The sequence below is a fragment of the Bacillus sp. RK1064 genome, from assembly GCF_051488405.1.
Classification (GTDB): Bacteria; Bacillota; Bacilli; order Bacillales; family Bacillaceae; genus Bacillus.
This window is the reverse complement of the sequence record NZ_JBPSCZ010000001.1, coordinates 982159-999962: the sequence shown is the minus strand read 5'-3', so window position 1 is coordinate 999962 and position 17804 is coordinate 982159. Positions and strand designations below refer to the sequence as shown.

Annotated in this window: 18 protein-coding genes and 1 riboswitch; of the genes, 12 read left to right on the top strand and 6 right to left on the bottom strand. The window is 40.4% G+C overall.

Features of this window, described 5'->3' with window-relative positions:
- Positions 1-12 precede the first annotated feature (12 nt).
- Positions 13-2436: a bifunctional diguanylate cyclase/phosphodiesterase gene (locus ACSSTM_RS05225; RefSeq protein WP_034662947.1), complete on the bottom strand. Its 2424-nt coding sequence runs from the start codon at positions 2434-2436 to the stop codon at positions 13-15.
- Positions 2437-2682: 246 nt separating this feature from the next.
- On the opposite strand from ACSSTM_RS05225, the gene ACSSTM_RS05220 reads away from it, so the two are divergent.
- From ACSSTM_RS05220 to ACSSTM_RS05205, 4 genes are all read left to right on the top strand, one after another.
- Positions 2683-3297, top strand: coding sequence for a DedA family protein (locus ACSSTM_RS05220; RefSeq protein WP_034662945.1), 615 nt, complete (start codon positions 2683-2685; stop codon positions 3295-3297).
- A 78-nt stretch (positions 3298-3375) separates the two neighbouring features.
- Positions 3376-3547, top strand: a riboswitch (yybP-ykoY riboswitch).
- Between the two features lie 31 nt (positions 3548-3578).
- A complete protein-coding gene (locus tag ACSSTM_RS05215) occupies positions 3579-4370 on the top strand; it encodes a TerC family protein (protein WP_034662942.1) in 792 nt (263 codons plus the stop codon).
- Positions 4371-4585: 215 nt separating this feature from the next.
- The gene (gene sigI / locus ACSSTM_RS05210) at positions 4586-5341 is read left to right on the top strand and encodes an RNA polymerase sigma factor SigI (protein WP_034662939.1); all 756 of its coding nucleotides are present in this window, start codon (positions 4586-4588) and stop codon (positions 5339-5341) included.
- Positions 5338-6519 carry an anti-sigma-I factor RsgI family protein gene (locus tag ACSSTM_RS05205; RefSeq protein WP_437404010.1) on the top strand — a complete coding sequence of 394 codons (1182 nt, stop codon included), beginning with the start codon at positions 5338-5340 and terminating at the stop codon, positions 6517-6519. The genes sigI and ACSSTM_RS05205 overlap by 4 nt, the downstream gene beginning before the upstream one ends.
- 39 nt (positions 6520-6558) lie before the next feature.
- On the opposite strand, the gene ACSSTM_RS05200 is transcribed toward ACSSTM_RS05205, so the two are convergent.
- A complete protein-coding gene (locus tag ACSSTM_RS05200) occupies positions 6559-6753 on the bottom strand; it encodes an alpha/beta-type small acid-soluble spore protein (RefSeq protein WP_003211343.1) in 195 nt (64 codons plus the stop codon).
- A 105-nt stretch (positions 6754-6858) separates the two neighbouring features.
- On the bottom strand, positions 6859-7587 hold the full coding sequence (locus ACSSTM_RS05195) for a DUF1836 domain-containing protein (RefSeq protein ID WP_034662934.1): 729 nt from the start codon (positions 7585-7587) through the stop codon (positions 6859-6861).
- Between the two features lie 280 nt (positions 7588-7867).
- On the opposite strand from ACSSTM_RS05195, the gene htpX reads away from it, so the two are divergent.
- From htpX to ACSSTM_RS05170, 5 genes are all read left to right on the top strand, one after another.
- Positions 7868-8767, top strand: coding sequence for a protease HtpX (gene htpX / locus ACSSTM_RS05190; RefSeq protein ID WP_034662931.1), 900 nt, complete (start codon positions 7868-7870; stop codon positions 8765-8767).
- A 143-nt stretch (positions 8768-8910) separates the two neighbouring features.
- Complete coding sequence (locus ACSSTM_RS05185; protein ID WP_080869518.1) at positions 8911-10260, top strand: TrkH family potassium uptake protein; 1350 nt, start codon at positions 8911-8913, stop codon at positions 10258-10260.
- 97 nt (positions 10261-10357) lie between these two features.
- Positions 10358-10876: a DUF421 domain-containing protein gene (locus tag ACSSTM_RS05180; RefSeq protein WP_034662926.1), complete on the top strand. Its 519-nt coding sequence runs from the start codon at positions 10358-10360 to the stop codon at positions 10874-10876.
- 6 nt (positions 10877-10882) lie between these two features.
- The gene (locus tag ACSSTM_RS05175) at positions 10883-11047 is read left to right on the top strand and encodes a hypothetical protein (protein WP_088004399.1); all 165 of its coding nucleotides are present in this window, start codon (positions 10883-10885) and stop codon (positions 11045-11047) included.
- Entirely contained in the window at positions 11040-11222 is a 183-nt protein-coding gene (locus ACSSTM_RS05170; RefSeq protein ID WP_034662925.1) for a hypothetical protein, read from the top strand. The genes ACSSTM_RS05175 and ACSSTM_RS05170 overlap by 8 nt, the downstream gene beginning before the upstream one ends.
- 27 nt (positions 11223-11249) lie before the next feature.
- Here ACSSTM_RS05170 and ACSSTM_RS05165 read toward each other — a convergent pair whose 3' ends face one another.
- A complete protein-coding gene (locus tag ACSSTM_RS05165) occupies positions 11250-12269 on the bottom strand; it encodes an acyltransferase family protein (RefSeq protein ID WP_034662922.1) in 1020 nt (339 codons plus the stop codon).
- Positions 12270-12561: 292 nt separating this feature from the next.
- Here ACSSTM_RS05165 and ACSSTM_RS05160 point away from each other — a divergent pair, with 292 nt between their 5' ends.
- From ACSSTM_RS05160 to ACSSTM_RS05150, 3 genes are all read left to right on the top strand, one after another.
- Entirely contained in the window at positions 12562-14757 is a 2196-nt protein-coding gene (locus ACSSTM_RS05160) for a PAS domain-containing sensor histidine kinase (RefSeq protein ID WP_034662920.1), read from the top strand.
- A 1-nt stretch (position 14758) separates the two neighbouring features.
- Positions 14759-15250 (top strand): methylated-DNA--[protein]-cysteine S-methyltransferase, encoded by a 492-nt coding sequence (locus tag ACSSTM_RS05155; RefSeq protein ID WP_066030983.1) that lies wholly within the window; start codon positions 14759-14761, stop codon positions 15248-15250.
- Between the two features lie 91 nt (positions 15251-15341).
- Positions 15342-15476: a hypothetical protein gene (locus ACSSTM_RS05150; protein WP_262417168.1), complete on the top strand. Its 135-nt coding sequence runs from the start codon at positions 15342-15344 to the stop codon at positions 15474-15476.
- A 25-nt stretch (positions 15477-15501) separates the two neighbouring features.
- On the opposite strand, the gene mtnA is transcribed toward ACSSTM_RS05150, so the two are convergent.
- Both mtnA and mtnK read right to left on the bottom strand, forming a co-directional pair.
- Positions 15502-16563 (bottom strand): S-methyl-5-thioribose-1-phosphate isomerase, encoded by a 1062-nt coding sequence (gene mtnA, locus ACSSTM_RS05145; protein ID WP_034662913.1) that lies wholly within the window; start codon positions 16561-16563, stop codon positions 15502-15504.
- A gap of 6 nt (positions 16564-16569) precedes the next feature.
- Positions 16570-17763: an S-methyl-5-thioribose kinase gene (mtnK, locus tag ACSSTM_RS05140; protein WP_034662911.1), complete on the bottom strand. Its 1194-nt coding sequence runs from the start codon at positions 17761-17763 to the stop codon at positions 16570-16572.
- Positions 17764-17804: the final 41 nt, after the last annotated feature.

The window sequence follows — 17804 nt, the reverse complement described above, 5'->3', positions numbered from 1 at the left end:
TTGGCACCTTTTTTATGTGTCCAGCTGATGCGCCGGATAGGCAATGAATTTTTCGATATCGGTTGCTGGAAGGGGCTTTGCATAATAAAAACCTTGCAGGTCGTCACATCCTTGCGCAGATAAAAGCTGCGCCTGCGCAAAGGTTTCAACACCTTCTGCTATGACTTCGAGAGATAATTGATGTCCCATCGCGATAATGGCACCTGTAATCTGTTCAGACTTCGAATCATTTAAAATATCTTCAATGAAGGATTTGTCGATTTTCAGTCGATGAATGGGCAAATCCTTTAAATAGCTTAAGGAGCTATGACCTGTACCAAAGTCATCAATACTAATGCGAACGCCCAGATGTTTCAGCGACGTCAGCACCTGTTTTGATTGCTTGATATTGTCCATTGTCATACTTTCTGTCACTTCAAGCTCGAGCAGTGACGATGTCAGGTTGTATTTTTTCAGTGTCAGCTTAATCAAATCAATTAAGTCTTCAGAATTGAATTGTTTCGCAGATAAATTGACAGCCACAGGAATTTTCAGCCCGTTGTCATACCACGTTTTAGCCTGCCTGCATGCGGTATCAATGACCCATCTGCCAATATCAATGATCAGCCCTGATTCCTCTGCCAGCTCAATAAAAGCCTCAGGTGATTTTAAGGAACCATCTGGTGCCTTCATTCTTAGAAGAGCTTCTACGCCAGTCATCTTTCTTGTTTTCGCACTGACTTGCGGCTGGTAATGAAGCACAAACTGTTCTCTCTGAATGGCATCCCGCAACTCAAGCTCTCGATTTAACCTGTCTTCACTTGATCTTTCCATTGATTCGGTAAAGAACTCATACCGGCTTTGCTTATGTTTTTTGGATAAATACATCGCCATATCGGCTTTCCTCATCAATTCCATCCCATCTTTGCCATTTTGAGGTGAGATGGCGATCCCAATGCTGATAGATGTAATGAGCTGATGATTCTGGATGAAAAAAGGACGTTCAAATTGACGAATGATATTTTGAGAAAGCTGCTCAATTTTGTGTGTGTCATGTCCCATGTGAGGGAAGATCATTAAAAATTCATCCCCGCCTAGTCTTGCAATAAAGCCATTGTCCGGTAAACATTGTGTCAGTCTGTTTGCAGCTGCTTTAAGTAGTAAGTCTCCTATGTTATGACCAAGTGCATCATTAATAATTTTAAAACGATTCAAGTCAAGAAACAGAACAGCCGTCGATGTTCCTGTCTCTTCTTGAGCGGAGAGAACATCATTTAAATGGTTGATGGCGTGGCGCCGATTAGGAAGCTCAGTTAACGCATCATAATGTGCCATGACATGAATTTCTTTTTCTGCAATCCGCTGCTGCGTTAAATCTTTTAAGACAAGATAAATACTGTCAAGAGTATTGTTGACATGAACAGGTATGTAAGTGACATGATAATAATAAAAACGATCTGCTGCTTTCAGTTCTGCTTCACGTGTGATGGCTTTTTTTGACCGGGAAATAAATTCTTCCCACATCTCAGTCGGCATCACGTATTGACTGACATCATCACCAATCCAAGAATTGCACATTTTTAAGATTTGTTTACCTGAGTCGTTCGCAGAAAGCACCTTTCGATCGACAGATAACACGATAATGCCATCGATATTATGTTTAATGAGCGATTGAAACCGCTGTTCATTTTCCTTTAACTGATCTGACTGCTTCATGATTCGGTGATCTATATAGGCACCAAAGATCATCAGTGTTTGGACAATCAGTGTCATCAAGCCGATGAAAATCGACAGACTGAATGGCGACATTTCAAGAGAGCCGCCTGCAGCGGACTGTCCATCTGAATGAACAAACATAGTAGAAGCAGCCATACCAGTATAATGCATGCCAGAAATAGCCCCACCCATCACGAGTGCACCAGCTATTTTTAACAGATGATCCTCCTTTTTTTTCTCGGATCGATGGAGCCGAAAAAAGAGATGCAGTGAAAAGAAAGATGCCAGCGCAGCAATGAAAAACGAAAGAAAAAAGAGGACTGGATCATAGCTGATTGAGACATTGGCCATTGATTCCATTCCAAGATAATGCATGCTGCAAATAGCTGAGCCCATGGTGATTGAACTAATGAGCAGCCGTCTTATGGAAAGCTGCTCTTGAATGCATATCGAGAATGCGATCAAAGAACCGACAAAAGACGCCAAAATCGATAAAATCAGTAAGGGAGTTTCATATGTGATGCCGGTTTGCATGTGAAATGCCATCATGCCAATAAAATGCATCGACCATATGCCCATCCCCATGATCATTGCACCAATGACCAGCCATACCTTTTTCTTTGCACCGCTTGACTGTATCACTCGGCTGGCTAACTGAAGAGCTGAGTAGGAGGCCACAGCGGCGACAGCGACTGACAGAAAGACAAGCCATCCGTTGTAGCTTCCTGTTAATTGGGTCATGTGAGAAAACCTCCAGTATCTTAAAACAGACATATACTTAATATATCGGATCGCATGGCTTCTGTGTTCACTTTTCCTTCACTTAAATACCACAATCAACGTTTTTTTCACGTGTCTTTTATAGTAAAATCAAATTTAATGTAAAAAAACGACGAAAAGTGAATCGTTTCTTCGGTTTTATTCGTTTAATATATGGTGTGATTCTAAAAGAGATAGAATCATTCAAACGATTATGTGTGAAAGGGATTGATAAACATCGAAGATTTTATTATTTCTTTAGCTGATGCTTTTAAGAACTTGTCGTACTTTGGCATCTTCCTCGCATTATGCATTGAATTTGTTCCTGCTGAAGTGGTTCTGCCTCTTGCGGGTTACTGGGTCTCAGAAGGGGACATGGCCTTCATCGGTGTTGTGGCTGCCGGCTCCATTGGCGGCGTGGCTGGCCCTTTGACCTTGTACTGGTTAGGACGTTATGGCGGCAGACCCTTTTTAAATAAATATGGGAAGTACTTTTTTGTCAAACCTGAGTCGCTTGATAAATCGGATGCTTTCTTTGAAAAGCATGGTGGTTTCGTCGCCTTTAGCGGCCGGTTTATTCCAGGGGTCAGAACGCTTATTTCCATCCCGTGCGGTATTGCCAAGATGAATGTGTGGGTCTTTTGCTTGTATACGTTTTTGGCGATTACGCCCATTACATTTGTGTATGTGTATCTTGGGTTTGTGCTCGGGGAGAACTGGAAAGAGGTTGGCGCTATGTTAGATCCATATCTTTTACCGATTGGGATCGGGGTTGTGTTGTTGTTCGTTGTTTATATATGGCTGAAACGTAGAAAAAGAAAAACAGAAACACCCACTGCCTAATCACTGAATCGAAGTGAAAGTCACCTGTTGACAATCCAGTGTCTATTGATTATGATATAAGTAATCTAAATATTCTTAAATCCCACCAAAGGGGAGTAGCGTCCGGTTTTTACCGGAAACAAAGTCGTCATTACATGGACTTAAGTTCCATCGGCTTTGTTGGCATGATTCTACATATCACATGTCTAGCAAGACCTTTGCCATTACAGGCAAAGGTCTTTTTTGTATTCATAAGCCTTTGTCTGTTGTGGGACAATAGATAAAAACAAGGAGGAATGATGATGGATGCAGCAACTATTTTAGAGTACGGGTGGGTTCTTCTCGTACTGATTGGATTAGAAGGGATTTTAGCAGCTGATAACGCGCTGGTCATGGCTGTGATGGTTAAACACCTTCCTGAAAAGCAAAGAAAAAAGGCATTGTTTTACGGACTTGCGGGTGCGTTTGTCATGCGATTTGGTTCCCTGTTTCTTATTTCGTTTTTAGTGGATGTGTGGCAAGTTCAAGCCATTGGCGCAATTTATCTTCTTTATATTTCCATTCACCATATTTTAAAATCGCACGTATTTAAGAAAAAGGAATCAGACACAAACATGAAGCAAAGCGGCTTCTGGGCAACAGTCGTAAAAGTCGAGCTTGCCGACATCGCTTTTGCTGTAGATTCCATCTTAGCGGCCGTCGCATTAGCCGTGACATTGCCGAAAACGAGTCTTCCGCAAATCGGCGGACTCGATGGCGGTCAATTTATTGTCATTCTTTTAGGTGGTATCATCGGTCTTATCATCATGCGATTTGCAGCTACTGTCTTTGTGAAACTGCTCAAAACAAGACCGAGCCTAGAAACAGCAGCCTTTGTCATTGTCGGATGGGTTGGTGTGAAGCTCACGCTTTATACACTGTCACATCCAGCTATTGGTATCGTGTCCTCTCATTTTATTCATTCAGCATTATGGAAAGTGATTTTCTGGACGGTGCTTCTCGCAATTGCAGCATTTGGCTGGTTTTTATCAAGTCCATCAAGAAAAGGCGGCCAAGAAAACGATGGAAAACAAGAGGGACGCCTAGAAGAGTAGGTTTTTTGAAAGAAATATCATTTCATTTTCATAACACGTATATTACAAATAAGGGGGAGATACCCCCTTATTTCTTTGCTTTTAGACGAAACATTGTAAAGTAGATGATGATATACATGTCATAATTGAGTAACAGGAAATGAATTCCTCATTTCTTCCTTTGCGCTTCCCTCATAAATTAGCTATCATAAATGAGTAATATAGGGAGAACTGAGGTGAAACCATTGCTTAGCCTTTTGTTTAAAAAAGGAAAGAAAAAGCAAACATTAGAGCAGTCGGCTATCAGTATTCAACAAGGTGATATCGAGCTGCAAAATGCATTAATAGAGCAATACAAACCATTTGTCGCTAAGACGGTTTCATCCGTTTGTAAACGATATATAGATGAAAAAGATGATGAATTCAGCATAGGCTTAATTGCCTTTAATGAAGCGATAGAAAAATACTCTGCCGAAAAAGGAAACTCACTCCTTGCTTTCGCAGAATTAATTATTAAAAGAAAAGTGATCGACTATATTCGAAAAGAAGCGAGAAATGCGCCAACGGTTCAAATGGACCTGCAAGAAAGTGAAAATGGCGAGTACTCTCAAAGCATGATTGAAGCAGAGCTGTCTACAAATGAATATAGACGTTTAATTGAACAAGAACATAGAAGAGAAGAAATAGAACATTTTAAAGAACGATTAAAAGTATACGGTCTCACGTTTCAAGAGCTGCTTGAACATTCACCAAAGCATGCAGATGCCAGGCAAAATGCCATTAAAGTAGCCCACACACTCGTTGAACACGATGAGCTCAGAACCATTTTATTTCAGAAAAAACAATTACCAGTCAAACAGCTTGAAAAGCTAGTGGAAGTCAGCCGCAAAACGATTGAGAGAAATAGAAAATACATCATTGCGATGGCGATCATTATGACAGGAGATTATGTGTATTTGAAAGATTACCTTAAAGGGGTGCTTAATTCATGAGAAGAGGCATTATAGTAGAGAAAAACAAAAAATATGTCACGCTGCTGACCCCTGATGGACAATTTCTGCGGACAAAATATGAACAGCAAGACTATGAAATCGGTCAAGAAGTGACATTTCCGAATGAATCACGTCTCGAAAGAAAAAGAGCCGGTTTTTTTGACCTGCTTCGTTTACGTCCGTTAAATGCAGGAATCCTATCAATCGCAGCGATTATTGTCGTGATTTTTACTATGATGCCATCTTTCTCAAGTCAAAAAGCATATGCATATATGACAATTGACATTAACCCGAGCTTTGAACTGAAGCTTGATCACGATTATCAAGTGATCGGTGTCACACCACTGAATAAAGATGCGAAACAAGTACTGGCCAGTATGAAGGATTTGGAAAAAAACGACATGACCAAAGTCGTGCAGGAAATCATAGATGACTGTGACAAAAAAGGTTACGTGAACCACTCTAAGAGCATTTATATTTCAACGGTTTATGAAAACAAGCAGGACCATACATATAAAACCAACGTCAAAAGTAAAATTAACACCATCTCTGGTGAATATCAAAAGCGCAATTACAAGCTAGAAACTGTAGAAAGTGACCTGGAAACAAGAGAAAAAGCTCAAAAGGCAGGCATTTCAACAGGCACATATATCAGAAATCAAGAAATGCAAGACAAAGAACAAGAAGACATTCAAAAGGATGAAGACGCAGCAGAGAGTGATGCTGTCAAAGAGGAAGACCCTAAAAAAGATGATGAAGATCAAACAGACAAAGACAAACAAGAAGACGTCAAGACAGACGATAGCGAAGAGATGAAGCCAGATCAAGAGGCTCCTGAAGCTGAAGACAAAGAGCAGAAGGATCAAGAGAGGGAAGAGCAAGGATCTATTCAAAAGCCTCACCAAACAAAACCTGATGATGAAAGCAAAGACAATCAAATAAAGGAAGAAAAGGATCGTTCTATCGATAAAGAACAAAAAAAAAATCACTCAACGGAACCTGATGACAAAAGAAATCCAAACGGCACATCACGTGGTGGCGCTGAAAAGCACACAAAAAAAAACGACAGGGATCAGAAACGGCCGTCCGCTGAACGAAAAAGAGAACATATGAAGCAAGGAAAAGGTGTACCGTCCCCTTATCGTGAGAACTGGGATGAGCACACATATGAACAATAAAAAAACGCCAGAATAGCTCCGGCGTATTTCACCATGTTTTTATTTAGATTGATTGCCCATTTGTGATTGAGCCTGTTGAACGAGTCTTTTTGTAATTTCACCGCCAACAGAACCGTTTGCACGTGCGACTGTATCTGAACCGAGAGTCACGCCAAATTCTTGAGCGATCTCGTATTTAAATTGATCTAATGCTTGTTCTACTCCAGGAACAAGAAGTTGATTTCGGTTTGCCATGTCCATATTCCTCCTTTCACCTCATGTTTGTTGCGCCTTCTTATTTTGAAGAAAACAGCGTACAATTATGCTGGCAATTGCTGCACAAAAAACCGAGGTGATGATTCACCTCGGTTCTTCTGTATCCTGATGCTGCAGTGTATGAAACATCATTTCTTGTGCCGTACTTTGCAAGTGTGAAGTAAAGACAGAAAAAACGGTTGAACTGATAATGCCTTTGATCAAATGCCATTGGTGCTGTGTCAATTCAGAAAATTCTTCACGGAGCTTATCTGTCTGTTCCTCTGTGATTTCCCGTAAGTTTGTTTCTTTTAACGGAAAAAGAGTATGATGATAAATAAAATCAAGGACATGCGCATATGCTTCATAAAAGCGCAGTGGACTAATAATATCATCAGTTCGATCCGTAATTGTGTTAAATAAGGCAGATAAGATGGTACGGATGGCATCAAAGTCAAAAACTGATTTTAAATCTCTAACAATTAATAAAATAACGACCTGATCAATTGAGTACTTCTTTCCAAGCTCAGGGTGGCCAATCATATCTTTAATATCACGTTTGATCCAGTTTTGAATCGCTGTCGATTTAAGAGAAGTCAGTTCGCATAGGTTTCCTAATTCTACAATTTCATTTGTGGAGAGTCCATGCTCTGATTTGTGTTTCCGCCGTTCAAGCCTCTCAAAAAAAGAAGGGATTTTTAGCTCGTCATGTTCGTGATGTTTGTCTTTTTTTACAGATAAATTTAATAGCTGAAGCGGAGTCAGATCTCCCTCTCCTTTTAGAGAATAGAGAAGACTTGTCATGTCAATTCTCGTTAATTTAAAAGCACCCATTATTCCACCTCGTTTGTACGTCAAAAACGTCATAATTGATCTAATTCAACATCATAATCTCTTTTTGATGAAAATGCAAAATAAACTAAAATCCAGAAAGCGGCGTCACAATTTGTTCACTTTTCAGCTGTAGCAAATGTCGTAAATATTGAAGTGACGGGGCTTAAGCCGTTATGATAAACATAGGAAATGATTCCTTTTTCCTTGCAATTTGAGACGTTTATTTTTATAATTTTATTAATAAGTTCAAATGAACTTAATATGACAGCGGAGGTTATGTATGGGTAAAAGAATATTTCTGTTTATATTAACGAACATTCTTGTTATCACTACGATTGGTATTGTACTATCGGTTATTAGTGCAGCAACTGGTGTTGGTTCTTATATAGGAGCAGATGGTGGAATTAATTTTGTGGCATTGCTAGTATTCAGTGCAGTTGTTGGTTTTGTTGGCTCGTTCATGTCACTTGCAATGTCTCGCTGGATGGCAAAAATGATGATGGGTGTGCGTGTGTTAAACCCTGAAAAGGATTCATTAACATATGATGAGCAGCAGCTTGTTGACCGCGTGCACAGATTATCAAGAGCAGCAGGCCTTTCTAAAATGCCTGAGGTTGGTATTTATCAATCATCTGAAGTAAATGCTTTTGCGACAGGTCCTTCTAAGAGAAGATCACTTGTTGCGGTTTCCACTGGATTGCTTCATGAAATGGATGATGCAGCAGTTGAAGGTGTAATCGCTCACGAAGTTGCTCACGTTGCGAACGGTGATATGGTTACAATGACGCTGCTTCAAGGGATCGTCAACACGTTCGTTGTCTTCCTTTCAAGAATTGCGGCATGGATCGCAAGCCGCTTTGTTCCGCGTGAAGAGCTTGTGCCGATTGTTCATTTTATCGCAGTGATTGTTTTCCAAATCATTTTCTCTATCTTAGGAAGCCTTGTCGTGTTTGCATATTCTAGACACCGTGAATTCCATGCAGACCGCGGCGGAGCTGACCTTGCCGGTAAAGATAAAATGATTCATGCGCTTCGCTCACTTGAGGCGTATACGTCAAGAATCAAAGATGATGATCAAACAGCAGTTGCTACGCTTAAAATCAGTGGTAAACGAAAAGCTTCTCTTTTCTCAACACACCCTGATTTAAACGAAAGAATCAGAAGACTAGAAGCAAAATAAGAGAGACGAAAAGACATTCTGTTACAGGATGTCTTTTCTTTTTTGATGAAAAAGTAAATAAAGCATAAAATACCTTTAAAATCATGTCTCTTTTCATTAAAATGATAAGTATTGAAAATTGAAAGTTAAAAGAAGGAATGACAATGAACCCAATTAAAAAGCTAATTGACCGGCTATCGGCTTTCCAGCTGATTGCCCTTTATTATTTTCTTGCTGTGACCGTCTCATTTATTCTTCTAAGTTTGCCAGTCGCTCATCAAGATGGGGTGGTGAAGTGGACATTTATCGATGCATTATTTACGGCAGTGAGTGCGGTAAGTGTCACAGGACTCACCGTTGTTGATACCTCCCAAACATTTAGTGTGGCAGGTATGTGGATCCTTGCGTTTGTCCTGCAAATCGGAGGTATCGGCATTATGACGCTCGGTACCTTTGTGTGGATTGTCATGCGAAAAAGGATCGGGATTAAAGAAAGAAAGCTCATCATGGCAGATCAAAACCAGAGCAATTTATCAGGAATTGTGAAATTAATGAAGCAGGTCTTATATTTAATTTTGCTCATTGAGTTTGTAGGCGGTCTGATTTTAAGCATGTATTTTCTCAAATATTACGATGTGCAGGCAGCGTTCTTACATGGCTTCTTCTCAAGTATTAGTGCGACCACCAATGGGGGTTTTGATATTACAGGGAACTCGCTCATCCCTTACAAAGATGATTATTTTGTCCAATTTATTACGATGCTGCTGATCATCTTTGGAGCCATTGGCTTTCCTGTCCTCGTAGAAGTAAAGGATTACTTATTTAATCAGGACCGAAAGCACGCATCGTTCTCATTGTTTACAAAAATCACAACGATTACGTTTGGCAGCTTAGTCATTGTTGGCGCTATTGGGATTTATGCCCTTGAAGCCCGGTTTACGTTTTTAGGGAAGAGCTGGCACGAAGTTTTGTTTTATTCATTGTTCCAATCGACCGCCACAAGAAGTGGTGGACTTTCCACATTAGATATTACTCAATTGACAGAACCGACGCTGTTATTTTTATGTCTGCTCATGTTTATCGGGGCATCTCCAAGCTCGGTTGGGGGCGGAATTCGGACAACCACCTTTGCCCTTAATTTACTCGCACTGTTTCATTTTGCTCGGGGAAATAAGTCCATTAAAATCTTCAAAAGAGAGCTGCATCAAGCGGATATAAACAAATCTCTAATGGTGACGATGATGGCCTTTATATTGGTGTTTGGCGCTACATTCTTATTAACCTTATCCGAGCAAAATACGCTTCTTCAAAATTTATTTGAAGTCTGTTCTGCATTCGGAACAACAGGGCTATCACTAGGGATTACTTCTGAGCTCTCTGTTTTCGGTAAGTGTATCATTATGATGGTCATGTTTATTGGACGGATCGGCATTCCAAGCTTCTTGTACTTAATTGGCCGAAGAGAAAGCGAAGCGAATTATCATTATCCGAAAGAGCGTGTCATCATCGGCTAAACAGCATTCCGAGCGAATGCTGTTTTTTTATTTCCATTATCTAACTGGCTAAATCACGCGAGATGTTCGCAATCTATAGGTAAGAGGTGAACGAGACGTGCTGGATGTAATATGGAAAGCAATTGTCATGCTGCTAGTTGGTACCTTGCTGCTGAGAATAGCAGGGCCTAAATCCATTAGTCAATTAACTGTTCAACAAACAGTGATCATGATTTCAATCGGATCGATTATTATCCAACCCTTTATTGAGCACAATTTACTTGAAACGATTTATGCCGCTGCTACATTTATCATTGCACTCGTCATCATGGAAAAATTGTCTATCCAATCTGATTTCTTTGAAAAATTGGTTTCAGGGAAATCTGTGGTCATTTTGCAGGATGGAGAAATGCTTGATCACAAGCTGAAGAAAACGAGGCTCACTAGGGATGAATTCAAAATGCGCTTAAAGCAGCAAGGCATCACAGACATCAGCTGTCTCAAAAAAGCCACCCTAGAAGCCAATGGACAAATTGGCTATGAGTTAAAGCCAGAAGAAAAGCCCGTGACGGTCAAACAAATGAAGGAACTCCTAGACCAATTAAGAGAAGAACTAAATATGTTAAAAAAGGACTGATTTCAGATGAAAAGAAAAGCAGCGAAAAATGAAGCACTGACAAATAATATGACACCGACAGAAAGCATGGCACATGATCAAGGACAAACCCAATTTGATGAACAATCAAGAGATCGTCAGGCAAACCGAAATTCTCACAAAGGGAAACAAGGAGGAGGATCTCATGACTAAAAAGCATGTGAAGAGCAAGGACATGAAAGATCATAAGAGGCCAATGGACCCAGATATCTTAGAAGAGGAATTTGGCAGTGAGCTTGGAGATATCAACAGCAGCAAATGGATTGATACTCTTGTAAAACCTAAGAAAGATGCTGAATGTCACAATGGACACATGGATGAAAAATAGAAAAAACGATCCTCGCGGGATCGTTTTTTATTTGATATAACTGCCTTGTCTGCCGGTGATTGTACGCAAAAGATTGTTCATTTTGAGCTCAATCACTGGCTGTGCAACGTTTTTAACAAAGGTGCTAGACAGGGTAAAGGTTAACAGAATGGTCAGCAGCAATAACATCAGTACACTTGCTGTATTCAGGGCCCAGTCGTCAAACCAAGTCGTTCTAAGCAGCTTGATCACAAAGCCATGTAGTAAATACACATATAACGTTCTTGTGCCCCATTTTGTAAAGAAGAAACGGCGTGTTGGCACTAATGCAAAGAAGCTGAATGTAGCGCCAAATGCAAGCATGTACCATGCCATTCGTTTCATTGCCGCAATCAATCCCTCATCTCCAAGAGAAGCATATGACTGTGATCCAAATAAGAAGGAATAATCAAATTCATAGAAATAGCAAAATAAGAATACAGCCATTAATACAAGAAGTGCTGCCAGCTTTCCTTTGCTTGTACGGATGAATTCAAAATGCTGCTTTTTTAAATAGAAGCCAGCTAAAAACATCGGCAAAAAGACAAACGTACGCGATAAGCTGAGCGTATTGCTGATGCTGTCCACGTAACCGACAAGTAACGCAATCGACAAACTGACGATCATCGCCCAGTGAAACGGAAGTTTAGAAAAAGGAATGAGCAGCAAATTCCAAAAAAATAAACTAATTAAAAACCATAAAGACCATTGCGGATCAATTGGATTTAAATTGGCCATGCTTTGATCCTGCAAGAGATAATAGTAAACTGAATAGATCACCTGAAAAATTAAATATGGGATGATCAGCTTAACGGCGACTTTTTTCATAAAACCTGGCTTTCTAAAGCCTTTTGCAAAGAAGCCGGAAACCAAGATAAAGGCGGGCATATGAAAAGTATAAATAAACTTGTATAAATAGAGCATCCAATCATTATCATGAATGAATGATCGTAACAAATGACCAAAAACAACTAGAAAAATCAGAAGAAATTTCGCATTATCAAAATAACTATCTCGTGAAGATGCCATAACATCACCTTTCCTGCTTGATTTCAAACATAAATGTTCTATGTGCACTATTCCCGTATTTGCCCCATTTTAAAATACATTTTGGCTCATTTCGCTATTTGATGTGAAATTGTAGAACGGTTGTAAAAGAAGCGTAAGAAAAGAGAATCGCAGTTCGATCCTGTCATCCAAATGAAATAAAAGAGACAGTCTTCGTGTAAAAAGTTATTTTTTTTATGAGTCGAATGAAGGAACAATGAAAATATTGTAGAAATATTGTAGAGGAATGAGGCTGGAAAAGGAGTGTAAGAGAATGACTGAAACGCTCGATGGCGCAGAAGATATCAGAAAATTAGAAAAAGAGAACGAATATTTGCGAACAGAGTTGATGCAGCAAAAGAGGCTGTTAAATAAGACGTTAGATGCCATTTTCATATTTGATCAGCACCTCAATATTATCCAAGCCAACGAAGCGACATGCAGGCTTGTACAGACATCGAAAGAAGACCTCCTCAATAAATCCGTTCTAGATTTCCTATACGGCATCCCGAAAGACAAAATTGAATGCTCCCTTGATTTATTTTTTCGAAAAGGAAAGTTAAGAAGAGAAATCTCCATTCAGCTTGAAAACGGGGAAACAAAATACATTGAATTTGTTGCAGAGAATGACGTCGTGAATCAGCAATATATCGTGGTCATGCGAGATATTTCCTCAAAGAAAATACTAGAACGAGAACGCTCCATGAATGAGCAGCTGTTCAAAGATTTGTTTGACCGAGCCATTGACGGGATGGTCATTTTTGATCAGGATGGCTGCATGATCGACGCCAATCACTCTTTTTGTCAGAGCTTTGAGCTGCAAAAGACCGATTTAACCGATCGTTATTTAAATGAATTTGTCGAAGATGAAAATCTTCCAGCCTTGCAGCACCTTTTAACGTCACTTAAAGAAACAGGGAAAGCCAAGGGAGAGCTTCCCGTTACCCTTCAATCTGGCCAGCAAAAATTATTCGAGCTCACGATTACATCAAATGTCATGAGCGGTTTTTATATGTCCATCATGCGGGATATTACAGAAAAAAGGTTAATGGAAGAAAAGCTGTTAAAAAGTGAGGAACGCTTTAGAGAAATTTTCGAAAATGCAATGGATGCGATCATCATATGGGCAGATGATGGAGAGATTGTGAGAGCAAATGAATCAGCCTGCCGAATTTTTGAATTGCCTATGCACTCACTGATTGGCAAGAAACTCACAGACTTTCTCGTGAAATCTGATCAGAGATATAGGCCGACTAGAAGACGTTATATTCGGAATCATGAAATAAGGGAAGAGCTGTTGTTCAGAATGGCAAATGGTCAGTTTAAAGAGCTCGAGTTTACATCAAAGCATGCGGTATTAGAAGGACAGCACTTAACCATTTTACGTAATGTGAGTGATCGAAAAAGAATGGAAGAGGAGCTGCGCGAAAGTGAGCTCAAATTCCGTAAAGTATTTAATGGATCAATGGACGGCATTGTTCTTTTTGATAACCAGTACCGCATTATCGAAGTCAATCCATCCGCAAGCGAGCTGCTCGGATTGAAAGACGATCATTTAACGGAAATGAACCTTTTCCATATCCTTGCGCCTTATCAAATTGAACATTTGGCACAGCCTGCTCAGGCGATGTCGTTAGATGAAATGGACAATGAAGTTCCGTTTGTGCTGAACCATCCAGATCAGCGTATATTGGAATTCTCTTTTAAACGCAACATTATTCATAATATGAATTTGGCGATCTTTAGAGATGTGACAGAGCGGAAGGAATTAGAAGAGCGGGTGAGAAAATCAGATACCCTTCATGTGGTCGGAGAGCTTGCCGCTGGAATTGCTCATGAAATTAGAAACCCGATGACAGCATTAAAAGGCTTCATACAACTGTTAAAAGGAAATATTGAAGGGGAGTATTCGCTCTATTTCAATGTCATCACTTCAGAGCTGAAAAGAATTGAATCCATCATCACCGAATTTTTGATTTTAGCGAAACCGCAAGCCATCGTATATGAAGAAAAAAATGTTGTGCAAATTATGAAAGACACGATGGATCTTTTGCACGCACAGGCGAACCTCGGCAACGTTCAAATGCATCTCAATGTGTTGGATGAGATTCCGCTCATTTATTGTGAACAAAACCAATTAAAACAGGTCTTTATTAACATTTTGAAAAATGCAATTGAAGTCATGCCGAGAAAAGGAAATGTCTATGTGAGCATTCAGCGGAAGGGCGAAGAGCATATTGTCATTTCACTGCGGGATGAAGGCTGCGGAATGGCAGAGGACAAGCTCAAGCGTCTAGGGGAACCATTTTATACGACAAAAGAAAGAGGAACTGGACTTGGCTTAATGGTTAGTTATAAAATTATTGAAGAGCATCAAGGAACGATTGAGGTAGAAAGTGAGGAAGGGGTAGGAACCGTCTTCCATCTCACGCTTCCACTGAGGCAGAAGAAACAAGAAGGAGAGCACTAACGTGTATTATACCGTCTATCACGCACCAATTGGGGCATTATACATACTAGAAAAAGACGATGCCATCATCGAGGTGATGTTTGATGATGAGCCATTTTTAGTAAAAAAGCAGAAAGCCGATCTAAAAGAAGAAGAAACGCCTGTATTACAAGAAGCGAAAAAGCAGCTAGATGAATATTTCAAGGGAGAGCGCCAAGTATTCGATCTCCCGCTCAAGCAAAAGGGATCTCCGTTTCAAGAGCAGGTGTGGGAAGCACTTTCGACTATTCCATATGGTGAATCAAAAAGCTATGCAGACATTGCAGAAGCGATTGGCAACCCAAAAGCTGTAAGAGCGATTGGACAAGCGAACAGACGCAATGCATTACCTATTTTTATTCCCTGTCACAGAGTGATTGGAAAAGACCGCTCTCTGACGGGCTATGCAGGAACAAAAACAGACATGAAAGCGGTTCTGCTAGAATTAGAAGGTATCCCATTTGTTCAAAAATAAATCGATTGACCTGTTCCAAATGTTTGTCAAGCGACATATCCTTTTATTAAGCTAAAAAAGTTGGTTGAGGGAAAAAGGAGGGCGCTAGGGAATGTTTTGGGGCAAAAAGAATAAAATGTATGCCGTCACATCACTATGTGTCAAAATGAACGTTTTGACAGAAGAACAGAAAAAAGAAATCTTAGCAAAAACGAATGAAATAAAAAAGCGCGGTGCTCTTAAATAATAAGTACACGGCGCTTTTTTTATGATTAGAGTGAGGTGCTTTCAGCGAACAGAGCATCAATCTCTTCTGTATAGTTCGACGTGATAATCCCTTTCTCTGTAATAATACCTGAAATGAGATGGTGAGGAGTGACATCAAAGGCGGGATTGAATACCTGAACATCAGGCGGTGCAATTTGGACGCCGTTTAATTCCTTTACTTCCAGCGGATCACGCTCTTCAATTGGAATATCTGCCCCGTCTTGGGTTGATACATCAAAGGTGGAAAGCGGTGCAGCTATAAAAAACGGAATTTGAAAATGCTTAGCTAAAATGGCGAGACTTAACGTTCCAATCTTATTCGCCGTATCTCCATTACGGGCAATACGATCAGCTCCAACAATGACAGCGGAAATTTGCTTTTCTTTCATCGTATGGGCTGCCATGTTATCTGTAATGAGCGTCACATCTACGCCGCCTTGCATGAGTTCCCATGTTGTCAGCCTAGCCCCTTGAAGAACAGGGCGTGTTTCACAGGCATAAATGTGAAGATCGAGATTTTTCTTTTTGGCTAAATAAAATGGAGCAAGGGCTGTTCCGTACCGGCTCGTGGCGATGGAGCCTGCATTGCAAATGGTCATAATACGATCACCCGATTTAAAGAGCTGGAGTGCATTTTGACCGATTTGTCTGCATGTTTCTTCATCTTCAATTTGAATTTGAATGGCTTCATGGACAAGGTCTGTTTTGGCTGCATTGACCGAAGCTGCACGCTCAATGCGCTGCAATAATCGCTCTAAAGCCCAGGCTAAATTCACAGCGGTTGGACGAGCACTGTTTAAATATTCTTTTATCTGAATGACTTCTTGTTTAAAAACATCAATTTCTTCTGTCTCAATGTCTTGGGCACTGAGCGCCAGTCCAAAAGCTGCTGTAATGCCAATGGCAGGTGCTCCCCGCACTTTTAACGTGACAATGGCATCATACACGTCTTCTTTTGTATATAAATGCTCAAACTCAGTTTCGGCCGGTAATTTTTGCTGATTCAAAATGTTAATATGGTTTTCTTCCCATTCCACAGAACGGGGGACTTCAAATTCTTTAGACAAAACCCGTCACTCCTTTACAGATTGATGGAATAATGCGACGAGGTCAGACGCTGCTTCCACTGCATGATATTGTTTGATCATTGTTTTTCCGAGCGTTAGTGCTGCTTTTTTCTGCTGAATCCGTCTAGATGGTGATGGAATCGCATCGAGATCAGCGGCATGAGCAAGGCCGATTGTTCGGCGGACAAGCTCACAGCCCGCAAAGCCTGCCGCTTCTTTTAAAATACGGTCAAAGGTTGTTTCTAAAAAACTGTCAGATACACTAAACGCTTCAATGCTGTCTTCTTTCCAAGCTTTTGCGAACACTTCTTTGAATGTCGCCCATACATTGATGACATGGTCAAAGAGGTACTGCTGATCGTGTTCATTCTCACGAGACAAAGCATTGAGGAACAGGTTAGCGATAAAGTGGCCAATATCGAATCCAAAGGGACCATAAAAGGCGAATTCTGGATCAATGATTTTTGTTTCCGTCTCACTTGCAAAAATACTGCCTGTATGAAGATCTCCATGAACGAGTGTTTCAGCAGATGTCAGGAAAATACGCTTCAGTTCGGCTGCTTTGGCCTGCACTTCAAGATCTGCCCAAAGCGCTTCGGCAGCTTCTCTTAATTCTTCTTCGAAATCATTTGTGCCGCTATCAAAGAAAGGATCTGTGAAGACGAGCTTTTCGGTAATGTCACAAAGGTCCGGATTCGTAAATTGCTTCACAAATTGTTTTTTGATTTTAGGATTTGTGGCAAAGTCAGAAGTGTAAAAAAGTGTTTTTCCTAAAAATTCTCCGACATGATCGGATAAATGCGGATATTGTTTTCCGGCAATTAGCCCTTTTCTGACGATTTCCAGGTGTGATAGATCCTCCATTGCCGTCACAGCAAGAGCTGTATCTGAATAATAGACTGCAGGTACAAGGTGCGGCGTATATTCTGACTGCTTGATCAGGGCAGCACTTTCAATTCTCGCGCGGTCTAATGTAAGCGGCCAGCTCTCTCCGACCACCTTGGCATAGGGCAGGGCCTGCTTGATGATCAATCCTTTTTCTTGTTTGTGATCAAAAATATGAAAGACGTAATTTAAATTCCCGTCACCGATTTCCGTACATGTCAAATGACTGCTTTCTTGGATCAAGCCAAGTCTAATTGCGAGTGCAACTGCCGAGCTTTCTGTTAATTCTTCATATGATGCCGTAAGTGTAACCAATTGCTATCCCTCCAAATCATATAAAAAAGCCTCTTTCTCTT